This window comes from Cellulosimicrobium sp. SL-1 (genome assembly GCF_011033075.1).
In the GTDB taxonomy this organism is placed as follows: domain Bacteria; phylum Actinomycetota; class Actinomycetes; order Actinomycetales; family Cellulomonadaceae; genus Cellulosimicrobium; species Cellulosimicrobium funkei.
In genome coordinates, this window is sequence record NZ_JAACJC010000004.1 from 88,751 (window position 1) to 109,187 (window position 20,437).

A 20,437-nucleotide genomic window follows, 5' to 3' on the forward strand; every position below is an offset into this window, starting at 1 on the left:
GCCGAGGGCGGGGCGCTCCCCGTCGGGGCCGGAGTCGCTCACGCGACCGTCGCCGGGTCCGGGTCGAGCCGTCCCGCGGCGGCGACGTCCCCCACCACGATGATCGCGGGGGCCCGGACCCCGACCTGGGCGGCGCGCTCCACGACCTCGCCGAGCGGGGCGCGCGTCACGCGCTGGCGGGGCGTCGACCCGTTCTCCACGATCGCGACGGGCAGCGCAGGGTCGGCCCCGGCGTCGAGGGCCTGGGCCGTGATGTGCGCGAGCTGCGAGACACCCATGAGGACCACCAGCGTAGCCGTGCGGTCGCGCACGCCGGTGAGCGCGGCGGCGTCGAGCCCGTCGTGACCGCTGACCACGTGGAACGCGGCGACCGTGCCCCGGTGCGTGAGCGGGATGCCCGCGAGCGCCGGGACGCTCAGCGCGCTCGACACGCCCGGCACGACGTCGACCGGCACGCCCGCCGCGCGGCACGCGAGCACCTCCTCGCCGCCGCGCCCGTAGACGAACGGGTCGCCGCCCTTGAGCCGCACGACGCGCCGCCCGCGCTGCGCGTGCTCCACGAGGAGGGCGTTGATCTCGTGCTGCGGCACGGGGTGGTGGCCGGGCGTCTTGCCGACGTCGATCACCTCGACGCCGGGCGCGAGCTCGTCGAGCACGTCGACCGGTCCGAGCCGGTCCGCGACGACGACGTCCGCCTCCGCGAGCGCCCGGCGGCCCCGGACCGTGAGCAGGTCGACCGCGCCGGGCCCTCCGCCCACGAGCGTCACGCTCCCGAGACCGCCGGACGCCGGGCGGTGGCGCCGCTGGTCGGCCCCGCCGGAGCGCAGGTGCTCGGCGATCGCGTCGCGCACCGCGCGGGCCCGCCGCGGGTCCGGACCGCGCCGCTCGGCCGCGGCGTCAGCCGCTCGTCGTTCCCGGACGTCCGCCGGCACGCCGACCGCGGGGGCGTCCGTGACGACCCCGACGAGGACGTCGCCGCTGCGGGTCGTCGCGGGCGTGCGCGCGGTGCCCTCGTGCGCGGCCCCGGCGTTGACGCACCAGGTGCGGCGCGCGGCGGCCCATGCAGCGACGTCCCGGTTGGTTCCCGAGTCGTCCGTCGCCGCGAGCACGAGCCACACGTCCTCGAGGTCGGACTCGCGGACTTCGCGCGGCGCCCAGGTGACGCGACCACCCGGCGCGACCTCGCCGTCGGCGCGCAGCGAGGCGGCGACGAGATCGCGCAGGTCCTCGCAGACCTGGGGCGCGACGACGCGGACGTGCGCGCCGTCGTCGGCCATCGCCCGCGCGCGACGGGCCGCGACGGGGCCGCCGCCCGCGACGAGCACCGTGCGCCCGGCGAGGTCGATCCCGAGGAGCGTCGTCACGACGCACCGTCCGCGGGCCCGGCAGCGTGGGGGCGCAGGCCCACGTGCACGACGCCGTCGCGCACCTCGGCGGGCCACGTCGCCAGGTCCGGCGCGAGGCCCCCGACGGGCGCATACCCGGCGGTCTCGAGGCAGCGACCGGTCGTGAGGTCGAAGACCTGCTTGTACATGGGGCCGGCGACCGTCGGCACGCCCCCGCGCGTGCCGACGATGCCGCGCGACAGGACGTTCGCACCGGAGAACGGGTCGCGCTGCTGCACGACGCGGACCGTGTCGTCGGGGAGGCGGAACAGCGCGACCTGCACCCCGCCGACGAGGGCGGCGGCGCCGCGTTCGACGAGGAGGTCGCGCAGGAGGCACACGCGCTCCCACCCCGCCGCGTCCTTCGTCGGCGTCTCCACGGGGTACGCGGCCTGCTCTGCTGGCACGACGCTCATCGACGGACCTCCAGGGTCGTGCCGGCGATCACCACGGGGCCGGCGGGGACGGTGGCGAGACCCGCGGCGCGGGCCTCCTCGAGGGCGGCCCGCTCGTCCGCCCTGGCGGGCCGGATCTGGCCGCGCTCGGTGACGTACGCGAGGTCGGGGTCGGGCTCGGCGGGCGCGTTGACGAACGAGCCGAAGCGGCGCAGCTTCTCCGGGTCCTCGAGGACCGCGCGCCACTCGTCCTCGTAGTCGCCGACGTGGCGGGCCATCGCGGCGTCGAGGTCGGCACCGATGCCGAGCGAGTCCTCGACGACCACCTCGCGGATCGCGTCGAGACCGCCTTCGTGGTCCTCGACCCACGCGGCCGTGCGCTGCAGGCGGTCGGCCGTCCGCACGTAGTACATGAGGAAGCGGTCGATGGTGCGGACGAGCGCCTCGTCGTCCAGGTCCTCGGCGAGAAGCTGCGCGTGCCGGGGCGTGAACCCGCCGTTGCCGCCGACGTACACGTTCCAGCCCTTGTCCGTCGCGATGACGCCGACGTCCTTGCTGCGCGCCTCGGCGCACTCGCGCGCGCACCCCGAGACGCCGAGCTTGATCTTGTGCGGCGAGCGCAGGCCGCGGTACCGGAGCTCGAGCTCGACGGCCATGCCCACCGAGTCCTGCACGCCGAACCGGCACCACGTGGACCCGACGCACGACTTCACCGTGCGCAGCGACTTGCCGTACGCGTGTCCGGACTCGAACCCGTGCTCCACGAGCCGGCGCCAGATGTGCGGGAGCTGCTCGATGCGCGCCCCGAACATGTCGATGCGCTGGCCGCCCGTGATCTTCGTGTAGAGCCCGAAGTCCTTGGCGACCTGCCCGATGACGAGCAGCCCGTCGGGCGTGATCTCGCCGCCGGGGATGCGCGGGACCACCGAGTACGTGCCGTCCTTCTGCATGTTCGCCAGGACGTGGTCGTTCGTGTCCTGCAGCGTCGCCTGCTCGCCGTCGAGGACGTGACCGTTGCCGAGCGACGCGAGGATCGACGCGATCGTGGGCTTGCAGATGTCGCAGCCGCGCCCGGCGTCGCGCACCAGCACGGCACCCTGCGTGGCTGCGCTCTCGTCCACCGGCGCAGCGACACCCCGGCCGAACCGCGCGACGATCTCGCTGAACGTGTGCAGGTCCGCGACGCGCACCGCGTCGAAGAGCTGCGCGCGCGAGAGGTCGAAGTGCTCGCACAGCGCGTTCGAGACCTCGACGCCGGCCCGGGCGAGCTCGGTCGTCGTGATTTTCTTGACGAGCGGCAGGCACGACCCGCAGCTCGTCCCCGCGCGCGTGCACGCCTTGACGCCCGCGAGGTCGGTGCAGCCGTGCTCGGTGACCGCGCCCCGGATCGTGCCCGCGCCGACGTTGTTGCACGAGCAGACCGTGGCGTCGTCGGGGAGCTCGAGGGCCGGCGCTCCGCCGCCGGACCCCTCGGGGAGCAGGAACAGCCCCGGGTCGCCGGGGAGCTCCGTGCCCAGCATCGGCCGCAGCGACGCGTACGGCGCGGCGTCGCCCACGAACACGCCGCCCAGGAGCGTGCGCGCGTCGTCGGACAGGACGAGCTTCTTGTAGACGCCCGCGACCGGGTCGGCCCAGACGAGCTCCATCGCGCCCTCGATGCGGCCGTGCGCGTCGCCGAAGCTCGCGACGTCGACCCCCTGGAGCTTGAGCTTGGTCGCCGTGTCCGCGCCGGGGAACGTCGCCTCGCCGCCGAGCAGGCGGTCCACGACGACCTCCGCCATCGCGTAGCCCGGCGCGACCAGGCCGAGGCACCGGCCCTCGAGGCACGCGACCTCGCCGACCGCCCACACGTGCTCGTCCTCGGTGCGGCACGCGAGGTCCACGACGGCGCCACCGCGCTCCCCGACCGCGAGCCCCGCCGCGCGCGCGAGCTCGTCGCGCGGCCGCACGCCCGTCGCGAGGACCACGACGTCGACGTCGAGCCGGCCGCCGTCGGCGAAGTCGAGCCGGCCCACGTGCCCGGTCTTGCGGGAGACCCTCAGCTCCTTGGTCCCGGTGTCGCACCGGACCGCGATGCCCATGCCGTTGATGAGGCGCTTGAGGGCCTCGCCGCCGCCCAGGTCGATCTGCGCGTCCATCAGGTGCGTGCCGAACTGGACGACCGTGGCCTGCGCGCCGAGGGCCTTGAGCGCGCCCGCGGCCTCGAGGCCCAGGAGTCCGCCGCCGATGACGGCGCCGCGCACCGGGCGCTCCCAGCCACCCTCGGTCGTGGCGTCGCGCCGCTTCTCCTCGACCCAGCCGCGCAGGGCCGCGACGTCGTCGATCGTGCGGTAGACGAACACGCCGGGCAGCTCGTTGCCGGGGATCGGGGGGCGCGCGGCGTTCGAACCGGTCGCGAGGACGAGCTCGTCGTAGGCGTGCACGCGCCCGAGCCGGTCGGTGACGGTCTGCGCCTCGCGGTCGATCGACGTCACCGCGCAGTCGCGGTGCAGCGTGACCAGCGGGTCGTCCCACAGGGCAGGGTCGCCGAGCGTGAGCTCCTCGGCGTCGCGCGCCGAGAAGTAGCTCGTCAGGGCGACGCGGTCGTACGGCTTGCGCGGCTCCTCGGCGAACAGCGAGACGCGCCACGCCCCGGCGGCGTCGCGCGCGCGCAACGCCTCGACGAGCCGCTGCGCCACCATGCCGCCGCCGACGACGACGAGGTGCCGGGGCGCGCCGGGGGCCGGGGCGGGGGCGGGATCGGTCTGCGGTCCGGTCACGGCGGGCTCCTGGGGGCGTCGGGGCGGATCGGTCACCGTCCGCGGGGTCCGACGAGAGCGAGGAGAGGCCCCCGGGGATGGTGCTGACGACGCTACGGACGGGCGGTTTCGCGACCGTGCCCCGCCCGTTGCCCGTCCGTAACGGTGTTCTCACCCGGCCGGACGCCGCCGTGTGAGGTCGGCGGAGCGGTGCGAGACCGGCAGGTCGTGTCGAGATCGGCGATCGCGACTGCCGATCTCGGCAGGGCTTGCCGACCTCACGCGCCGAGGCCGACGCTCGCCCGTGCGCCGTCGGCCTGAGGCTGCTCCGGGTCGGTCTGCGCGAGCCAGCCGACCAGGCCGCACACGACGTCCTTGCATCCGCCGCAGCCCGTCGTCGCGCGCGTCGCCCGTGCGACGTCGTCGACGCTCCGGGCGCCGTCGTGCCAGCAGCCCACGACGTCGCCCTTGGTCACGCCGTTGCACGTGCACACGGTCGTGCGGTCGGGCATGAGCGTCGGGGACGACGCCGGCGCGGGCGCCTGCGCGACCGGGCGCAGCAGCAGGTGGGCCGGGTCGGCGGGCACGGGGACGCGGCGCGTGTAGGCGGCGGCGAGGTCGGCGCCCACCTCGGGCGCGCCGACGCACGTCGCGCCGACGAGCAGCCCGTCCGCGACGACGACCTCGACGTGCCGACCCGCCGCCGGGTCGCTCAGCATCACGGAACGGTGCGCCGCGTCGGGCGCGCGACGCTCGCCGCACACGCCCATCGTCACGATCTCGAGCCCCGCCGCCTTGACCCGCACGACGTCGGTCCCGGCGGTCGCGCGCGTGCCGACGCCGGGGTCGGCCGTCGGCTCGAGCGGGCGCGCGACGACGTCCGTGGCGAGCCGCAGCGCCACGCTCGGCCGGTCGGCGGCCGGTCCTCGGCGCGCACGCCGCCGGTCGGGCGCGGCCCCCTGCGCGGCGCCCGGCCTCCCTGCGCCGTCGGCCCCGGCGGCGAGCCGCTCCGCGAGGTGCTGCGCGAGCCGGCGCGCCTGGTCCCACCCCTGGGCGATCAGCCCGGTGCCGCCCTCGGGCGGCTGGGCGCAGTCGCCGATCGCGAACACGCGCGGGTCGTCCGGGCTGGCGAGGTCGGGCCCGACGACGACCCCCCGGTCGACCGTGAGCCCCGCCGCCCGCGCGAGCCCGGCCTCGGGCACGGTGCCGCACGCGAGCACGACGAGGTCGGCGTCGAGGTCGACGCGACGCACGCCGTCCGGCGCTCCCCGGGCCGCGCCCGGCCGATCCGCCGCGGGGTCGTGCGGGCCGCCGTCGGGCACGCGGAGCGTCACGCCCCGCACGCTGCCTCCGGCCACGGCCACGCGCTCCGTCCGGGCTCGGGTCCAGGCGCGCACCCCGAGGCCGGCGAGACCGCGCGCGACGACGCCGCCCGCCGCACGGTCGAGCTGGCGGTCCATCACGCTCGCGCCGCCGTGCACGAGGCTCACGGCGACGCCGCGACGCGCGAGCCCGCACGCGACCTCGAGGCCGAGGACGCCCGCCCCCACGACGACGGCGTGCCGCGCGTCGAGCGACCTCGCGACGATCGCGCGTGCGTCGTCGAGCGTCCGCAGGACGTGCGCGCCGCGCGGCAGGCCGCCGGGCAGGCCGGTGAGGCCGGGCACCTCGGGGACGCGCGCGGCGGCGCCCGTCGCGAGCACGACGACGTCGTACGGGTAGGCACCCTCGCCCGTGAGGACGCGGCGCGACGCCCGGTCGACCGCGAGGGCCTCGGTGCCCCGCCGGACCGTGACGCGCGCGTCGTCCGCGACAGCCAGGGCGATCGTCGCGACGTCGGCCCGGCCCGCGACGACCTCGCTGAGCAGCACGCGGTTGTACGGCTCGTGCTCCTCCGCGCCGAGCACGGTGACCTCGACGTCGGCGGACCCCCCGCACCGCGCCGCGAGGTCGCCCGCGAACCGCGACCCGACCATGCCGTGACCGACCACGACGACGCGCGTCATCCCACGACCTCCTGGAGCGCGGGGGCGCGTCGCACGTCCACGGCGCAGACCTTGAACTCCGGCATCCCGGAGACGGGGTCGGTCGCGTCGGTCGTCACGCGGTTGACGCTGCCCTCGCCGCCCCAGTGGAAGGGCATGAAGACCGTGTCCGGCCGGACGCGGTCCGTCCACCGCACGGCCGCCTCGATCGCGCCGCGCGCGGTCGTGAGGCGCGCCCGGTCTCCGTCGTCGATGCCGAGGCGCGTGCCCAGGACCGGGTGGACCTCGACGAACGGCTTCGGGACGAGGCGGTCGAGCTCCGGCACGCGCCGGGTCTGCGCGCCCGACTGGTAGTGCTGGAGCACGCGGCCCGTGACGAGGTAGAGCGGCGCGTCGGGCCGCACGTCGTCGCTCGGGCCCGTGTGGTCGACCGCGACCAGGCGGGCACGTCCGTCCGGCGTCGGGAACCGGTCGAGGAACATCCGCGGGGTGCCCGGGTGGTCGGGGGACGGCACCGGCCAGTGCAGGCCCGGGCCGCCGTCCGCCTCGTCCGCGTCGAGGCGCGCGTGGCTGAGCCCGGCGTAGTCCGCGACGCCGCCCGCGGACGCGCGCGCGAGCTCGTCGAAGACGACGGCCGGGTCGGTCGGGAAGGAGACCGGCGATCCCAGCCGACGCGCGAGCTCCGCCAGGATCCACAGCTCCGACCGTGCCTCGCCCGGCGCGTCGACCGCGCGGCGCCGTCGGATCACGCGTCCCTCGAGCGACGTCATGGTGCCCTCCTCCTCGGCCCACTGCGTCACGGGCAGCACGACGTCCGCGAGCAGCGCCGTCTCCGACGGCACGAGGTCGCACACGACCAGCAGGTCGAGCGCGCGCAGGTTCGCCGCGACCCGGTCCGCGTCCGGGGCGCTCACCACGACGTTCGACCCGTGCACGAGCAAGGCGCGCGGGCGCCCGTCCTCGGCGCAGGTCGTGGTCGCACCGCCCGGTCCGGGCCGCGCGCCGAGAGACCGCAGGAGCTCGACGGCGGGCATCCCAGGACCGGGGAGCGTCGCCGGGTCGACGCCCCACACCGCGGCGACGTGCGCGCGGGCCCCTGGGTCGTCGATCCTGCGGTACCCGGGGAGCTGGTCCGCCTTCTGCCCGTGCTCGCGTCCGCCCTGCCCGTTCCCCTGGCCGGTGATCGCGCCGTACCCCGACCCCACCCGGCCGGGCAGGCCGAGGGCGAGCGCGAGGTCGATCGCCGCGGTCACGGTCGCCGTACCCTGCGCGGACTGCTCGACGCCGCGGCCCGTGAGCACGTACGCACCCGCACCCCCGTGGACGGGCGACGCCGCCGCGAGCAGCCGGGCGACGTGCCGCAGCCGTCCCGCCGGCACCCCGCACACCGTCTCCGCGCGCTCGGGCCACCACCCGGCGACGGACCGGCGGACGTCGTCGAACCCGGTCGTGCGCGCGTCGAGGTAGGCCGTGTCCGCGAGCCCCTCCGCGACCACGACGTGCAGCAGCGCGAGCAGCACCACGAGGTCGGTGCCCGGGACCGGCTGCAGGTGCACCCCCTGCCCGACGGCGTCCCCCGCCTCCCCCGTGAGCGCCGCCGTCGCGCTGCGGCGCGGGTCCACGACGACGAGCCCGCCCCGTGCCCGCACGCCGGCGAGGTGCTGGACGGACGGCGGCATCGTCTCGGCGACGTTCGACCCGAGCAGCAGCACGGCGTCCGCGCCGCCGAGGTCGGCGAGCGGGAACGGGAGCCCGCGGTCGGCGCCGAACGCGCGGTTCGCCCCCGCCGCGGCGGACGCCATGCAGAACCGCCCGTTGTAGTCGATGTTCGCGGTCCGCAGCACCGTGCGCGCGAACTTCCCGAGCGCGTACGCCTTCTCGTTCGTCAGGCCGCCGCCCCCGAACACCGCGACGGCGTCGCGGCCGTGCGCGGCCTGGACCCGCTCGATCCCGGCCGCGACCACGTCGAGGGCCTCGTCCCACGGGGCGGGGCGGAGCTCGCCGTCGGGCCCGCGCAGGAGCGGGCTCGTCAACCGGTCGGGTGCGCGCAGGACCGTGGCGCTCGTCCAGCCCTTCTGGCACAGCCCACCCCGGTTGGTCGGGAAGTCGCGCGGGGCGACCGCGACCGGCAGCGGGCCGCGCGCGGGGGTGAGCGTCATGCCGCACTGGAGCGCGCAGTAGGGGCAGTGGGTGTCCACGCTCAGATCCCGGCCGCCGCGAGGGCCGAGCCCTTGCGCAGGTAGACCGCCCACGCGACGACCGCCATCACCGCGTACATCCCCACGAACGTCCACAGGGCGGGGACGAGCGAGCCCGAGAGGCTCGTCGACGCGGCGAACCCGCGCGGGATGAGGAACCCGCCGAACGCGCCGACGGCGCCCGCGATCCCGATGCACCCGGCCGCGGCCTGGCGGGCGCGGACCGGGGCTGCGGCCAGAGCCGCGGGGTCGCTCGCCGTCGGGCCGTCGAGGTCGTGGGCCGCGCTCGCCTGGAAGACGGCCGGGATCATCCGGTAGGTCGACCCGTTCCCGACGCCCGTCGCGACGAACAGGACGAGGAACGACGCGAAGAAGAGGCCGAAGCTGTGCGTCTCCAGCGCCCGGATCGCGCCGACCGCGCCGAGCGCCATGACCCCGTACGACGCGATCGTCACGCGCGCGCCGCCCAGGCGGTCCGCGACGATGCCGCCCAGCGGCCGGGACACCGAGCCGACCAGCGCGCCGAGGAACGCGATCGAGAGCGTGACCTCGGGGAACTGGTCCGCGAGGAGCGTCGGGAACGCACCGGCGTAGCCGATGAACGACCCGAACGTCCCGATGTAGAGGAACGAGATGATCCACGTGTGCCGGTTCCGCGTCGCGACGGCGAACGACCGCGGGTCCGCCTTCGCCGTGGCGAGGTTGTCCATGAACCGCCACGCGAGGAACGCCGCGAGCAGGATGAACGGGATCATCATGAGGCCCGCACGCTCGAGCGCGACACCCGCCCCGGCGACGATGACGAGCGGCACCGCGAGCTGCACGACCGCCGTCCCCAGGTTGCCGCCCGCGGCGTTGAGGCCCAGCGCCTTGCCCTTCTCCCGCTCCGGGTAGAAGAACGAGATGTTCGCCATCGAGGACGCGAAGTTGCCGCCGCCGAAGCCGGCGAGCGCCGCGACGGCCAGCATCACGCCGAACGACGTGCCGGGGTCCTGCACGACGACCGCGAGCGCCGCCGTCGGGAGCAGCAGGAGGAGGGCGGACACGACCGTCCAGTTGCGCCCGCCGAACAGGGGCACGGCGAACGTGTAGGGGATGCGCAGCGTCGCGCCGACGAGGCTCGGCACGGCGATGAGCCAGAACTGCTGGTCCACGGTGAAGGTGAACCCGGCGGCGGGGAGCTGCGGCACGACGATCGACCACAGCGCCCAGACCGCGAAGCCGAGAAACTCCGCGAACACCGAGATCCCCAGGTTGCGGGAAGCGACCCGGCGGCCGCCGTCGCGCCAGAACGTCGGGTCCTCCGGGTCCCAGCGGTCGATCCACCGCCCGGAGCGGCGGTGCGGCGCCCTCGGTGGTGCCGGGGCGAGTCCCGGGGCGGGCGGCGTCGCGGGCACGACGCCGGACGGGCGGGCTGCGGACTGCTCACCCTCGTGGGTGGTGGGGCTCGTGGGCGCGGACATGGCGGCTCCTTCAGCAGGTCCCGGTCAGTGACCAGGACGCTAGGAACGCCGTGTTTCCCCCGCGCGCGACCCCCGTTAAGCCCGTGTGAGGTCTTCCGCACACCCGCTCGGCGGGCGCTGTGAGCGGCCGTCCGTGCGGTCGCCGTCAGCCCTCGACGCCGGTCGCCTCGTGGGACGAGCCCACCGGCTTGGACTCGGGCGACCCGCGCTCGCGCAGGTAGATCGCGAGGACGACCATGCTGAGGACGGCCAGCATCTCGGACTGCCAGTTCTGGAACGTACGGCTCCAGAAGTCCGGCATGGACAGGTACTCCGTCCACGGCACGGGGTCCTGGAGGTCGCGCAGCTGCTCCTCGCTGAACGCGACCGCGCCTGCCGCCGACTGCGCGGCCCACGACCCGAGGAAGATCGCGCCCATGACGAGCGACAGGGAGCGCGAGTAGACGGCGAGCCGCCAGCCCCGGGCGCGGGCCCACGCCGGGGAGTCCGCCGTCGCGTGCTCGCCGACCTTCTGGTCCTCGTCGGACTCGCGGCCCGCCTGGTCGAGCTTCTTCGATTCGGGCGAGCCCCGCTGCACGAACCACACCGTCGCGGTGATGAAGAGGAGGAACTGCAGGTACTCGGACTGCCAGTTCTCGGTGACGTCGACCCAGAAGGCCGACGACAGCACGTACTGGCCGAACGTCACCGGGTCGAGGCCCGCCGCCCGCTGGTCGGTGTTGAAGACGGCGACGCCGCTCACGGCCTGCGCGACGAGCGACGCGAGGAACGCGAGCGCGAAGAACAGGCTCAGCGAGCTCGCGCGCAGCCGCCGAGGACGCCGCCCTTCCCGCTGCCGGCGCTCATCGGTGCACCGCCGCCAGCACGAACGTGACCGCGAGGCCCGCGACGACGAGCACGAGCGTGGCCCAGAACATCAGCCGTGGGACCCTCATGCGTCCACCTCGCAGTCGTAGGGGCGGTCGTCGCGGGGCGTGCAGCCCGCAGCGGTGACCACCCACGCGTCACCGGAGAGCGCGAGGAAGACGGTGTCGGTCGCCGTCACGACCTGCGCCTGACGTCCCGCGACGTGGACGTCCTCGACGACGACGGCGGGTCCGGCCGCGGCCAGCCCGGCGAGCGGGCCGTCCGGCGCGGTGACGACGTCCGCGCACGGCTCGCCCTCGTCGGCGGCGAGCGCGTCGGCGGCGTCGGGCAGGATCAGGGCGCACGCCGCGTCACCGTCCCCCGTGGCGAGCGCGCCCGCGAGGTCCTCGACGACGTCCCGCGCCTCCGCCGCGCCGGGTCCCGCGCACCCCGCGAGCGTGGCGGTCACGAGCGCGAGGGCCGCGAGCCCGACGCCCGGACCCGTCCGTGACCGCCGACCAGCACTCCCGAGCACACGACCCTCCCGTGGCGACGCCGCGCCGACCGTGTCGCCGGCGCTGAGCCTCATGCTCGCGGTTCTGGGTGTGCTCGCAAGCAGTGGCCCGGGCACGGTTCGGCACGGAGCGCGCCCGCTCGGCACCTCGAGGTGCCGAGCGGCGCAGCGAGTGCCGACGCGCGTCCCGCGTGCCGACGGGTGGGCTCAGCCCCAGACGAGTCCGCGCGCCGGGTCCTCGAGGATCCGCGCGACGTCGGCCAGCACGCGCGCGCCGAGCTCGCCGTCGACGAGGCGGTGGTCGAAGCTCAGCGCGAGCTGCGTGACCCAGCGCTTGCGGATCTTCCCCTTGTGGACCCAGGGCTGCTCGCGGATCGCGCCGAACGCGAGGATCGCGGCCTCGCCGGGGTTGAGGATGGGCGTCCCCGTGTCGATGCCGAACACCCCGACGTTGGTGATCGTGATCGTGCCGTCGGACATGTCGGTGGGCGACGTGCGCCCGGCCCGCGCGGTCGCGGTGAGGTCCGCGATCCCGCCGGCGAGGCCGTGCAGGTCGAGGCGGTGCGCGTCCTTGATGTTCGGCACGACGAGCCCCCGCGGCGTCGCCGCCGCGATCCCCAGGTTCACGTAGTGCTTGTAGACGATCTCCTGCGCGGCGTCGTCCCAGCTCGCGTTGATCTCCGGGTGGCGGCGCACCGCGAGGAGCAGCGCCTTGGCGGTGACGAGCAGGGGCGTGACGCGCACGTCCGCGAACTCGCGGTCCTCCCGCAGGGTGCGGACGAGCTTCATGGTGCGCGTGACGTCGACCGTGTGGAAGACCGTCACGTGGGGGGCGGTGAACGCGCTCGTGACCATCGCCTCGGCCGTGCGCTTGCGCACCGACTTCACCGGCACGCGCGTCTGGCGGCCGTCGGCCGTGACGGCGCCCGTCGCGAGCCACGGCTGGTCGTCGTCGGCGTACGTCGCGAGCGGCTGCGCCTTCGCATGCTCGTGGTAGGCCTGCACGTCCTCGCGCGTGACGATCCCGCCCGGGCCGGTGCCCGCGACGCTCGCCAGGTCGACGCCCAGGTCCTTCGCGAGCTTGCGCACCGGCGGCTTGGCCAGCACCGGCAGGGTCGCGTGCCCGACGGCGGTCGGCGCGCTCGCCGGCGGGGCGGGGGCCGGGGCCGGGGTCGACGCCGCGGTGCTCGCCGCCGGGGCCGTCCGGACCGGGGTCGCCGGGCCGGGGCGGTCGGTCGTGCCGGGCCGTGCGGCCCCGGCCCCGGTGGGCGCAGCGGGCGCGGCAGCGGTGGGCGCGGCGGTGGGCTCGGCCGCGCGGCGCCGACGCCGGGCCGTGCCCGGCTCGACGGTGCCGTACCCGACGAGCACCGAGCCGGAACCCTCGCTCGCGGCGGGCGTCGCGTCGCCGGTGCCCGCCTGCGGTGCTGCGGCCGCTGCGGGTGCGTCCGCGCCGTCGGGCACGACGCCGGCCGGTGCGGTCGGCGCCGGGGCGGTGCCGCCCGGGTCCGTGTCCACGACGATGATCGGCACGCCGACCTCGACCGTCGTGCCCTCGGGCGTGAGGATCTCCGTGACGACGCCCGTGTACGGCGACGGCAGCTCGACGAGCGACTTCGCCGTCTCGATCTCGACGATCGTCTGGTTGACCGTGACGGCGTCGCCGACGGCGACGTGCCAGTGCACGATCTCGGCCTCGGTGAGGCCCTCGCCCGCGTCGGGGAGGTTGAACTTCTCGAAAGTGGGCACTGCGTGGTCCTCCTGGTGGTCCCGGTCGGCGCTGTCGAGGTCGCGGCGGACGCGCGTCAGAACGCGAACGCGCGGTCGACGGCGTCGAGCACGCGGTCGAGGCTCGGCAGGTAGTCGTGCTCGATCTTCGCGACGGGGTACGGCGTGTGGAAGCCGCCGACGCGCAGCACGGGCGCCTCGAGCGAGTAGAAGCACTCCTCGGTCACGCGGGCCGCGACCTCGGCGCCCGAGCCGAGGTAGGTCGGGGCCTCGTGCACGACGACGCAGCGTCCTGTCCGACGGACGGACTCGACGACGGTCGCGGTGTCGAGCGGCGAGATGCTGCGCAGGTCCACGACCTCGATGCTGCGGCCCTCCTGCTCGGCCGCCGCGGCGACGCGGAGCGCGGTCGCGACGGTCGGGCCGTAGGCGACGAGCGTGAGGTCCGTGCCGGGGCGGACGACGCGCGCCCGGTCGAGCACGGTCGCGCCCTCGCCGCGGCCGGCGACGTCGACCGGTCCCTTCTCCCAGTAGCGGCCCTTGGGCTCGAAGAAGAGCACCGGGTCCGGCGAGGCGACGGCCTCCCGGATCATCGTGTACGCGTCCTGCGGCGTGGACGGCGACACGACGCGCAGGCCGGCCGTGTGCGCGAACAGCGCCTCGGGGCTCTCGCTGTGGTGCTCGACCGCACCGATCCCGCCGCCGTACGGCACGCGGATCACGACGGGCACCTGGAGCTTCCCGCCCGAGCGGTAGCCCATCTTCGCGAGCTGCGTCGTGATCTGGTCGTACGCGGGGAAGATGAACCCGTCGAACTGGATCTCGCACACCGGCCGGTAGCCGCGCAGCGCGAGACCGATGGCGGTGCCGAGGATGCCGGACTCCGCGAGCGGCGTGTCGACGACACGGTCCTCGCCGAAGTCCTTCTGCAGGCCGTCCGTCACGCGGAAGACGCCGCCGAGCGCGCCGATGTCCTCGCCCATGAGCAGGACCTTGGGGTCGTTCTCCAGCGACCGGCGCAGCCCCTCGTTGATGGCGCGGGCCAGGGTCAGGGTCTTGCTGTCGCTCATCGCGCCACCTCCGCGGTCGGCTCCTCGAAGGACTGCTGGTAGTCGGCGAACCACGCCTTCTCGCGCTCGACCACGGCGTTCGGGGTCGCGTAGACGTGGTCGAACATGCTCGCCGGGTCCGGTGCGGCGAGCGCGCGGACCTCCTCGCGCAGCCGCTCGCCCAGCGCGTCGGCCTCGGCGGCCAGGTCGGCGGCGAACGCGTCGTCCCACGCGTCCTCGGCGCGGAGCAGGTTCTCGAGCCGGTCGATCGGGTCCCGGCGGCGCCAGTAGTCCTCCTGGGCGCGCGACCGGTACTTCGTCGGGTCGTCGGACGTCGTGTGCGCGCCCATGCGGTAGGTGAACGCCTCGACGAACGTCGGGCCGCCGCCGGAGCGGGCGCGCTCGAGCGCCTCCGCGGTCACGGCGTAGCACGCGAGCACGTCGTTGCCGTCGACCCGCACGCTGGGGATGCCGAACCCGCCGCCGCGGCGGTAGAGCGGCACGCGGGTCTGCCGGGTCGTCGGCTCCGAGATCGCCCACTGGTTGTTCTGGCAGAAGAAGACGACCGGCGCGTTGTTCACGGCCGCGAAGACGAGCGCCTCGTTCACGTCGCCCTGCGACGTCGCGCCGTCGCCGAAGTACGTGACGACGGCCGCGTCGCGCTCCGGGTCGCCCGACCCGACGTGGCCGTCACGCTGGACGCCCATGGCGTACCCCGTCGCGTGCAGCGCGTGCGACCCGATGACGAGCGTGTACAGGTGGACGTTGTGCGCCGTCGGGTCCCACCCGCCGTGGTCCACGCCGCGGAAGAGGCGCAGGCGCGCCGTCGGGTCGATGCCGCGCACGTGCGAGACGCCGTGCTCGCGGTACGACGGGAAGACGTAGTCCTGGGGGGCGAGCGCACGGCCCGAGCCGATCTGCGCGGCCTCCTGGCCCTTCGCCTGCGCGAACAGGCCGAGCTCGCCCTGGCGCTGGAGCGACGTCGCCTCGTCGTCGAAGCGGCGCGTGAGCACCATGTCTCGGTAGAGCCCGCGCAGCGCCGCGGCGTCGAGGTGGGCGACGCGCTCGCGGTAGCCGTCGGTCTCCGGGGTCGTGACGCGGGCGCCCGCAGGTGTCACGAGCTGGAGCAGGGGTGCGTCGTCGGGACCGCCCGCGACGTCGGGGAGGTCGGGGTGCGTGCTCGCAGCGTCCCGCACGCCGGTTCTCGCGTCGTTCTCGGTCACGCGACTCTCCTTCGGTGCGGCCCGACCGTGCGGCCGGCCCGCTCGGGGGCAGGAGGCGCCCGGTGCGGGGCGCCGTCGGAACCTACGTCTCCGTAGCCTACGCAAGCGTAGGCTACGACCCCGTAGGTAGCGCCTCCGACGTGTCGCCCAACGTCCGTCACGACCGGCTGTAGAGAACCTCCAATCCCGACCGGCGCACCCCCGGCCCCGGGAGGGCTGCCCCTACCGCGGGTAGACGCCGCCCGAGCGCAGCGCGTCGCGCTCGCGCAGGACCGGCCAGCGCGAGAACGCGAACACGAGGAACATGACGACGTTGAGGATCGGCACGAGGCCCACGAGCACCCACCAGCCGGAGTAGCCGGCCTTCTGGATGATCCGGACGTAGGCGATGAAGAAGATCACCGCGACCGCGACGTAGAGGACCAGGGCCGCGCCCCCGAAGAGCCAGCCGTTGTCCTCGACGAACTGCTCCCACTCCTGGTTGTCCATGCCGCGAGTCTTCTCGCGTGACCAGGACCCGGCAACCGCGCCGCGGGCGCCCGCCCGCTACGCCGCGCCGTCGTCGTCCGCGCCGACGAGCGCGCGGGCCACGTGCTGGGTCGAGGCGCCGAGCTCGAGGACGGTGTCGCAGGCCTGCTCGACGCGCGGGTTGTGCGTCGCGACGACCACGGCACGCCCCTCGTCCGCGAGCTCGCGCAGGAGGCCGACGATCGCGTCGGCGTTCCCCTCGTCGAGCGCCCCCGTGGGCTCGTCGGCGAGCACGACGCGCGGCCGCTTGAGGAGCAGCCGCGCCACGGCGACGCGCTGCTGCTCGCCGCCCGACAGCTCGTAGACCGCCGCGCGCTCGTAGCCGCCGAGCCCCACGCGCTCGAGCACCTCCTCGCGCCGGCGCGCGCGGTCCGCCCGCCGGACGCCGCCCCGGCTCACGAACGCGACGTCGAGGTTCGCCGCGACCGTCGCGTTGTCGATGAGCGCGTAGTTCTGGAACAGGTACCCGAGCTCGTCCCGTCGAAACAGGCGTCGCCCGTGCGGGCTCAGCGCGGTGACGTCGCGCCCGTCCACGAACAGCGTCCCCGCGTCCAGCCGGTCGAGCAGGCCCACGCAGTTGAGCAGCGTTGTCTTCCCCGAGCCGCTCGACCCCACGAGGCCCGCCATCGAGCCCGCCTCCACGCTCAGCGTGAGGCCCGTCCAGACCGTCCGCGCCCCGTAGAACTTGGCCGCACCCACGACCTCGATCATCGCCATCCCCCTTCGTTCAGCTGTCACTGGATCGCGTCCGCAGGAGCCTGCGCTGGGCCACCGCGAGCGCGGTCACCAGCAGGGCGGACGACACGAGGCACACCGCCACCGCGACGAGCGGCTCCGCTCCCCCGAGCAGCCGCGGCGCGGCGGCCGCGACGACGGCGCCGAGGGCCGGCGGCGTGCGCGGCGGGTTCGCCGCCACGTACGCGACGAGCAGCACCGCCGAGGCAGCCTCGGCGAGGAACGCCGCGCGGTACCGCGCCGCGAACGACCACCCCGCGATGTAGCGGACGAACACGCTCTGCGCGTACCGCCGCGTGTACGCGCTCGACACGACGACCGCGGTGAGGAGCACGACGCCGGCCGCCGCCGCGATGTTCGCGAGCCCGAGCCGGAAGCTCCGGACGAGCTTCTGGTACTCCTCGGCCGCGGCGTCGGCGATCGGCGTGACCGAGAGGACGTAGTCGCGGATGCCCGCCGCGCGGCTCTCCTCCAGCACGTACGCCGGGTCGAGGAAGACGACGTCCCCCGTCGAGGTGTACGCGCCGTACCCGTCGGCGCTCACGACCTCCGAGGCCGGGTCCACGACGAGCACGACCGGCTCGTCCACGAGCGGCGACGCGCTCGGGTCCGCGGCGTTGCCGTAGTCGAACAGCGTGCTGCCCTCGGCGAGGGGCGCACCGCGCTCGACGGCGCACGTCGCACCGAAGTAGTCCGCCCACGAGCCGACGGCGGCCACCACGTCGTCCTGCTGGGCCGTCCGCAGCGTGCCGGGCAGGTGGATCGTGAGGCACGACCCCGGCGCCGGCGCGAGCCGCGACCCGGTCGCGTCGCGGACGTCCTGCTCCTCCAGGTACGAGGGGCTGACGAGGAGGACCGGCTGGTCCTCGGGCACGACCGTCACCGTGCCGAACGCCGAGACGGGCTGCCGCGCGGCGAGCACCGCCTCGCGGTCGTCGAGCGCCCGCACGACGACCTCGCCGAGGCGCTGCGCGAACTCGCCCGCCCGGGCCTGGTCGTCGCCGCCCACACCCACGGAGGTCGCGCCGCCCGCGCTCTGCCAGGCGGAGCGGGCGGCCTGCTGGCCCGCGATGAGCTGGCCCGCGTGCACGGCGGAGAAGATCGACGCGACGAGGATGACGAGGGCGCAGAACCGCACGCCGAACGCGGCGGGGACGACCCAGGCCCCGACGGACTCGCCCTTGATCGCGGCGGCGAGCGGGATGCGCTGCGCGGCGGCCGTCGAGACGGCGTGGGCGGTCACGGTGACGAGCAGCAGCCCGGCGAGGACGGCGCCGGCCAGGACGAGGAACGTCGTCGCCTGCGCGAACCCGTTGTAGGCGCCGAGCACGATCGCGCACGCGGTGGCGGCCACACCCAGGTGGAGGGCGAGGCGTCGGCCGATCGGGGCGAGGTCGCGCCGCAGGATGCTGGAGAACGGCGCGCCCTGGAGGCGCTGGACCGCGTACGCCCGGGCGTTGAGGAGCGCGCCGCACCCCGCGAGGAGCACGACGGCGACCGCCGCGATGGCGTAGCCCGCCGGGATCGGCGTGCCCGCGAGGTAGCGGTGCCACGAGAGGATCGTCGGGTAGGAGTCGGCCGACGCCGTCACCCCGGCCTCCCGCAGCGCGGCGGCCAGCGCCTCGGCCTCCGCCGGGCCGCACGAGAGCCCGTAGGAGCCCACCGGGCTCGTGGCCCCGAGCTCGGCACCCGGGTGCACCTGCGTGGTGACGCCGCGGCTGAAGTCGGCCACACCGTGGTCGAGCCACCGCCCGCCCGGGTCGGCCGAGCCGTCACCGAGGACGGAGAGGTGTCGCGTCGAGACGTCGGTGAGGTCGAAGGTCACCTTGGCGACGGTGCAGTCGCGGGAGGTCGCGAAGGTCGCGATCGTGCCGTACACCTCGGCGCTCGACGCGGTCGTGCCGAGGGAGTCGACGCGGAGCTGGGCGTCGAACCCGCGGACCGCGAACTCGCTGTACGCCTGCACCGTGAAGAAGGCGAGGAAGAGGCTGACGACCACCGCGAGGGCGTAGGCCAGGCTGAGGCTTCTGTTCGGCATGGAGGCTCCGCGCCGGACCGGGCAGGGGCGGCACGGCGCCGCCCCTGCCCTGCGTCCGTGCTACGCGCACGTGTGCCAGTAGGCGTGGTCCACGCGCATGGGCCAGTCCTTGGCGTGCACCTTCGCCCAGACCCCGGGCTTGATGTTGGTCACCCGGTAGAGCTTCCCGTTGTGCACGGACGCCCCGTGGCACTGGGTGTTGTGCAGGTAGTGCGAGTAGATCGCCCCGGAGCTGGTCCCGTAGTTCCAGATCCCGCCGCCCACGAGCTGCGAGCCGGCGAACGCCGCTGCGGGCGTGAGAGCCAGGACACCGGCGACCATCGCCGTCGTCAGTACTCGACCAAACTTCATATCTCCCCCTTCGGAAGTGATTGCTACGTAAAAGTAGCAATCCGGGGACGCGAGCACCAGGGGCTGGGCCGATCTGGGAAAGTTCTGTTGCCGGAACGCCGGGGAGCGTCGAGGAGGGGTTACAGCCAGGTCGCGCTGACGCGCAGGAAGAGGTCGGTCGCCTCGGGCTCGCCCACGCTCACGCGCAGGCCCTCGCCCGCGAACGGGCGCACGATCGCGCCGGCGGCACGCGCCTCCTCGGCGCGCTGCGCCGTGCGGTCCCCCAGGTCGAACCACACGAAGTTCGCCTGCGACTCCGGCAGGGACCAGCCCTGGTCGCGCAGCCCTTCGACGAGGCGGGTGCGGTCCGCCACGAGGTGCTCGACCCGCTGCAGGAGCTCGTCCCGCGCCCCGAGCGACGCGATCGCGGCACGCTGCGCGACGTGCGAGACCCCGAACGGCGTGGAGACGGCACGGATGCCCGCCGCGAGGCGCGGACGCCCGACGGCGTACCCGACGCGCAGGCCCGCGAGGCCGTACGCCTTGGAGAACGTGCGCAGCAGCACGACGTTCGGGTGCTGCGCGTACACCGCGAGACCGTCGGGGGCCTCCGGGTCGCGCACGAACTCGAGGTACGCCTCGTCGAGCACCACGAGCACGTCCGACGGCACCGCCGCGAGGAACGTCTCGAGCTCGTCGCGGTGCACCGCCGGACCGGTCGGGTTGTTGGGCGTGCACACCATGACGACGCGCGTGCGCTCGGTGACCGCCGCGGCCATCGCGGGCAGGTCGAGGCGCCCGCGGTGCTCCCCCGTCCGGAGCGGGACCCGCACCGACGTGCCGCCCGCGACCGCGACCGCGATCGGGTACGCCTCGAACGAGCGCCACGGGTAGACGACCTCGTCGCCCGGCTCGACGACCGCCTGGAGGACGTGCGCGAGCACCGCGACCGAGCCGTTGCCCACCACGACCTCGTCGGCCCCCACCCCGAGGTCCGCCGCGAGCGCCTCGGTGAGCTCGGTCGCGTACATGTCGGGGTAGCGGTTCGCGTCCGCCGCGGCGTCGGCGATCGCCGCCACGACCGAGGGCAGGGGCGGGTACGGGTTCTCGTTCGAGGAGAGCTTGAACGCCGCCGCACCCGGGGCGACGCGCGCCCCCGGGACGTAGGCCGGCAGGGCGGCGACGGCAGGACGCAGGGGGACGCGGGGTTCGTGGGCCACGGTCCTCGATCATGCCACTCGTGCACCGCGGTCCGTGGCGGACGACGGCGCGCCACGCGCGGCGC

The 20,437-nt window shown here is 75.3% G+C and carries 16 protein-coding genes; all 16 read right to left on the reverse strand.

Going from position 1 to position 20,437, the window contains the following annotated elements; all coding sequences use genetic code 11:
• Window positions 1-38 precede the first annotated feature (38 nt).
• The 16 genes from cobA to hisC all read right to left on the reverse strand — a co-directional run bounded on the left by cobA (window position 39) and on the right by hisC (window position 20,372).
• On the reverse strand, window positions 39-1,364 hold the full coding sequence (cobA, locus tag GWJ10_RS07125) for a uroporphyrinogen-III C-methyltransferase (RefSeq protein WP_163186474.1): 1,326 nt from the start codon (window positions 1,362-1,364) through the stop codon (window positions 39-41).
• Window positions 1,361-1,801: a nitrite reductase small subunit NirD gene (gene nirD / locus GWJ10_RS07130; protein ID WP_163186476.1), complete on the reverse strand. Its 441-nt coding sequence runs from the start codon at window positions 1,799-1,801 to the stop codon at window positions 1,361-1,363. The genes cobA and nirD overlap by 4 nt, the downstream gene beginning before the upstream one ends.
• Window positions 1,798-4,539, reverse strand: coding sequence for a nitrite reductase large subunit NirB (gene nirB / locus GWJ10_RS07135; RefSeq protein WP_277394944.1), 2,742 nt, complete (start codon window positions 4,537-4,539; stop codon window positions 1,798-1,800). The genes nirD and nirB overlap by 4 nt, the downstream gene beginning before the upstream one ends.
• A gap of 257 nt (window positions 4,540-4,796) precedes the next feature.
• A complete protein-coding gene (locus GWJ10_RS07140) occupies window positions 4,797-6,524 on the reverse strand; it encodes an FAD-dependent oxidoreductase (RefSeq protein ID WP_163186478.1) in 1,728 nt (575 codons plus the stop codon).
• Window positions 6,521-8,701 (reverse strand): molybdopterin oxidoreductase family protein, encoded by a 2,181-nt coding sequence (locus GWJ10_RS07145; RefSeq protein ID WP_277394945.1) that lies wholly within the window; start codon window positions 8,699-8,701, stop codon window positions 6,521-6,523. The genes GWJ10_RS07140 and GWJ10_RS07145 overlap by 4 nt, the downstream gene beginning before the upstream one ends.
• A gap of 2 nt (window positions 8,702-8,703) precedes the next feature.
• The gene (locus tag GWJ10_RS07150) at window positions 8,704-10,164 is read right to left on the reverse strand and encodes an MFS transporter (protein ID WP_163186480.1); all 1,461 of its coding nucleotides are present in this window, start codon (window positions 10,162-10,164) and stop codon (window positions 8,704-8,706) included.
• Between the two features lie 145 nt (window positions 10,165-10,309).
• Window positions 10,310-10,972 carry a DUF6766 family protein gene (locus tag GWJ10_RS07155; RefSeq protein ID WP_163186823.1) on the reverse strand — a complete coding sequence of 221 codons (663 nt, stop codon included), beginning with the start codon at window positions 10,970-10,972 and terminating at the stop codon, window positions 10,310-10,312.
• 123 nt (window positions 10,973-11,095) lie between these two features.
• Window positions 11,096-11,599, reverse strand: a complete 504-nt coding sequence (locus tag GWJ10_RS07160; protein WP_163186482.1) for a hypothetical protein — start codon at window positions 11,597-11,599, stop codon at window positions 11,096-11,098.
• 132 nt (window positions 11,600-11,731) lie between these two features.
• Entirely contained in the window at window positions 11,732-13,270 is a 1,539-nt protein-coding gene (locus tag GWJ10_RS07165; RefSeq protein ID WP_163186484.1) for a dihydrolipoamide acetyltransferase family protein, read from the reverse strand.
• Window positions 13,271-13,326: 56 nt separating this feature from the next.
• Entirely contained in the window at window positions 13,327-14,319 is a 993-nt protein-coding gene (locus tag GWJ10_RS07170) for an alpha-ketoacid dehydrogenase subunit beta (RefSeq protein ID WP_163186486.1), read from the reverse strand.
• Window positions 14,316-15,428, reverse strand: a complete 1,113-nt coding sequence (pdhA, locus tag GWJ10_RS07175; protein WP_241005722.1) for a pyruvate dehydrogenase (acetyl-transferring) E1 component subunit alpha — start codon at window positions 15,426-15,428, stop codon at window positions 14,316-14,318. The genes GWJ10_RS07170 and pdhA overlap by 4 nt, the downstream gene beginning before the upstream one ends.
• Before the next feature lie 315 nt (window positions 15,429-15,743).
• Complete coding sequence (locus tag GWJ10_RS07180) at window positions 15,744-16,010, reverse strand: hypothetical protein (RefSeq protein WP_076403859.1); 267 nt, start codon at window positions 16,008-16,010, stop codon at window positions 15,744-15,746.
• A gap of 57 nt (window positions 16,011-16,067) precedes the next feature.
• The gene (locus tag GWJ10_RS07185; RefSeq protein ID WP_241005703.1) at window positions 16,068-16,766 is read right to left on the reverse strand and encodes an ATP-binding cassette domain-containing protein; all 699 of its coding nucleotides are present in this window, start codon (window positions 16,764-16,766) and stop codon (window positions 16,068-16,070) included.
• Window positions 16,767-16,776: 10 nt separating this feature from the next.
• On the reverse strand, window positions 16,777-18,822 hold the full coding sequence (locus tag GWJ10_RS07190) for a hypothetical protein (RefSeq protein WP_163186490.1): 2,046 nt from the start codon (window positions 18,820-18,822) through the stop codon (window positions 16,777-16,779).
• 60 nt (window positions 18,823-18,882) lie between these two features.
• A complete protein-coding gene (locus GWJ10_RS07195) occupies window positions 18,883-19,173 on the reverse strand; it encodes a lactococcin 972 family bacteriocin (protein WP_082774291.1) in 291 nt (96 codons plus the stop codon).
• Window positions 19,174-19,292: 119 nt separating this feature from the next.
• The gene (gene hisC, locus GWJ10_RS07200; protein WP_076403862.1) at window positions 19,293-20,372 is read right to left on the reverse strand and encodes a histidinol-phosphate transaminase; all 1,080 of its coding nucleotides are present in this window, start codon (window positions 20,370-20,372) and stop codon (window positions 19,293-19,295) included.
• Window positions 20,373-20,437 lie beyond the last annotated feature (65 nt).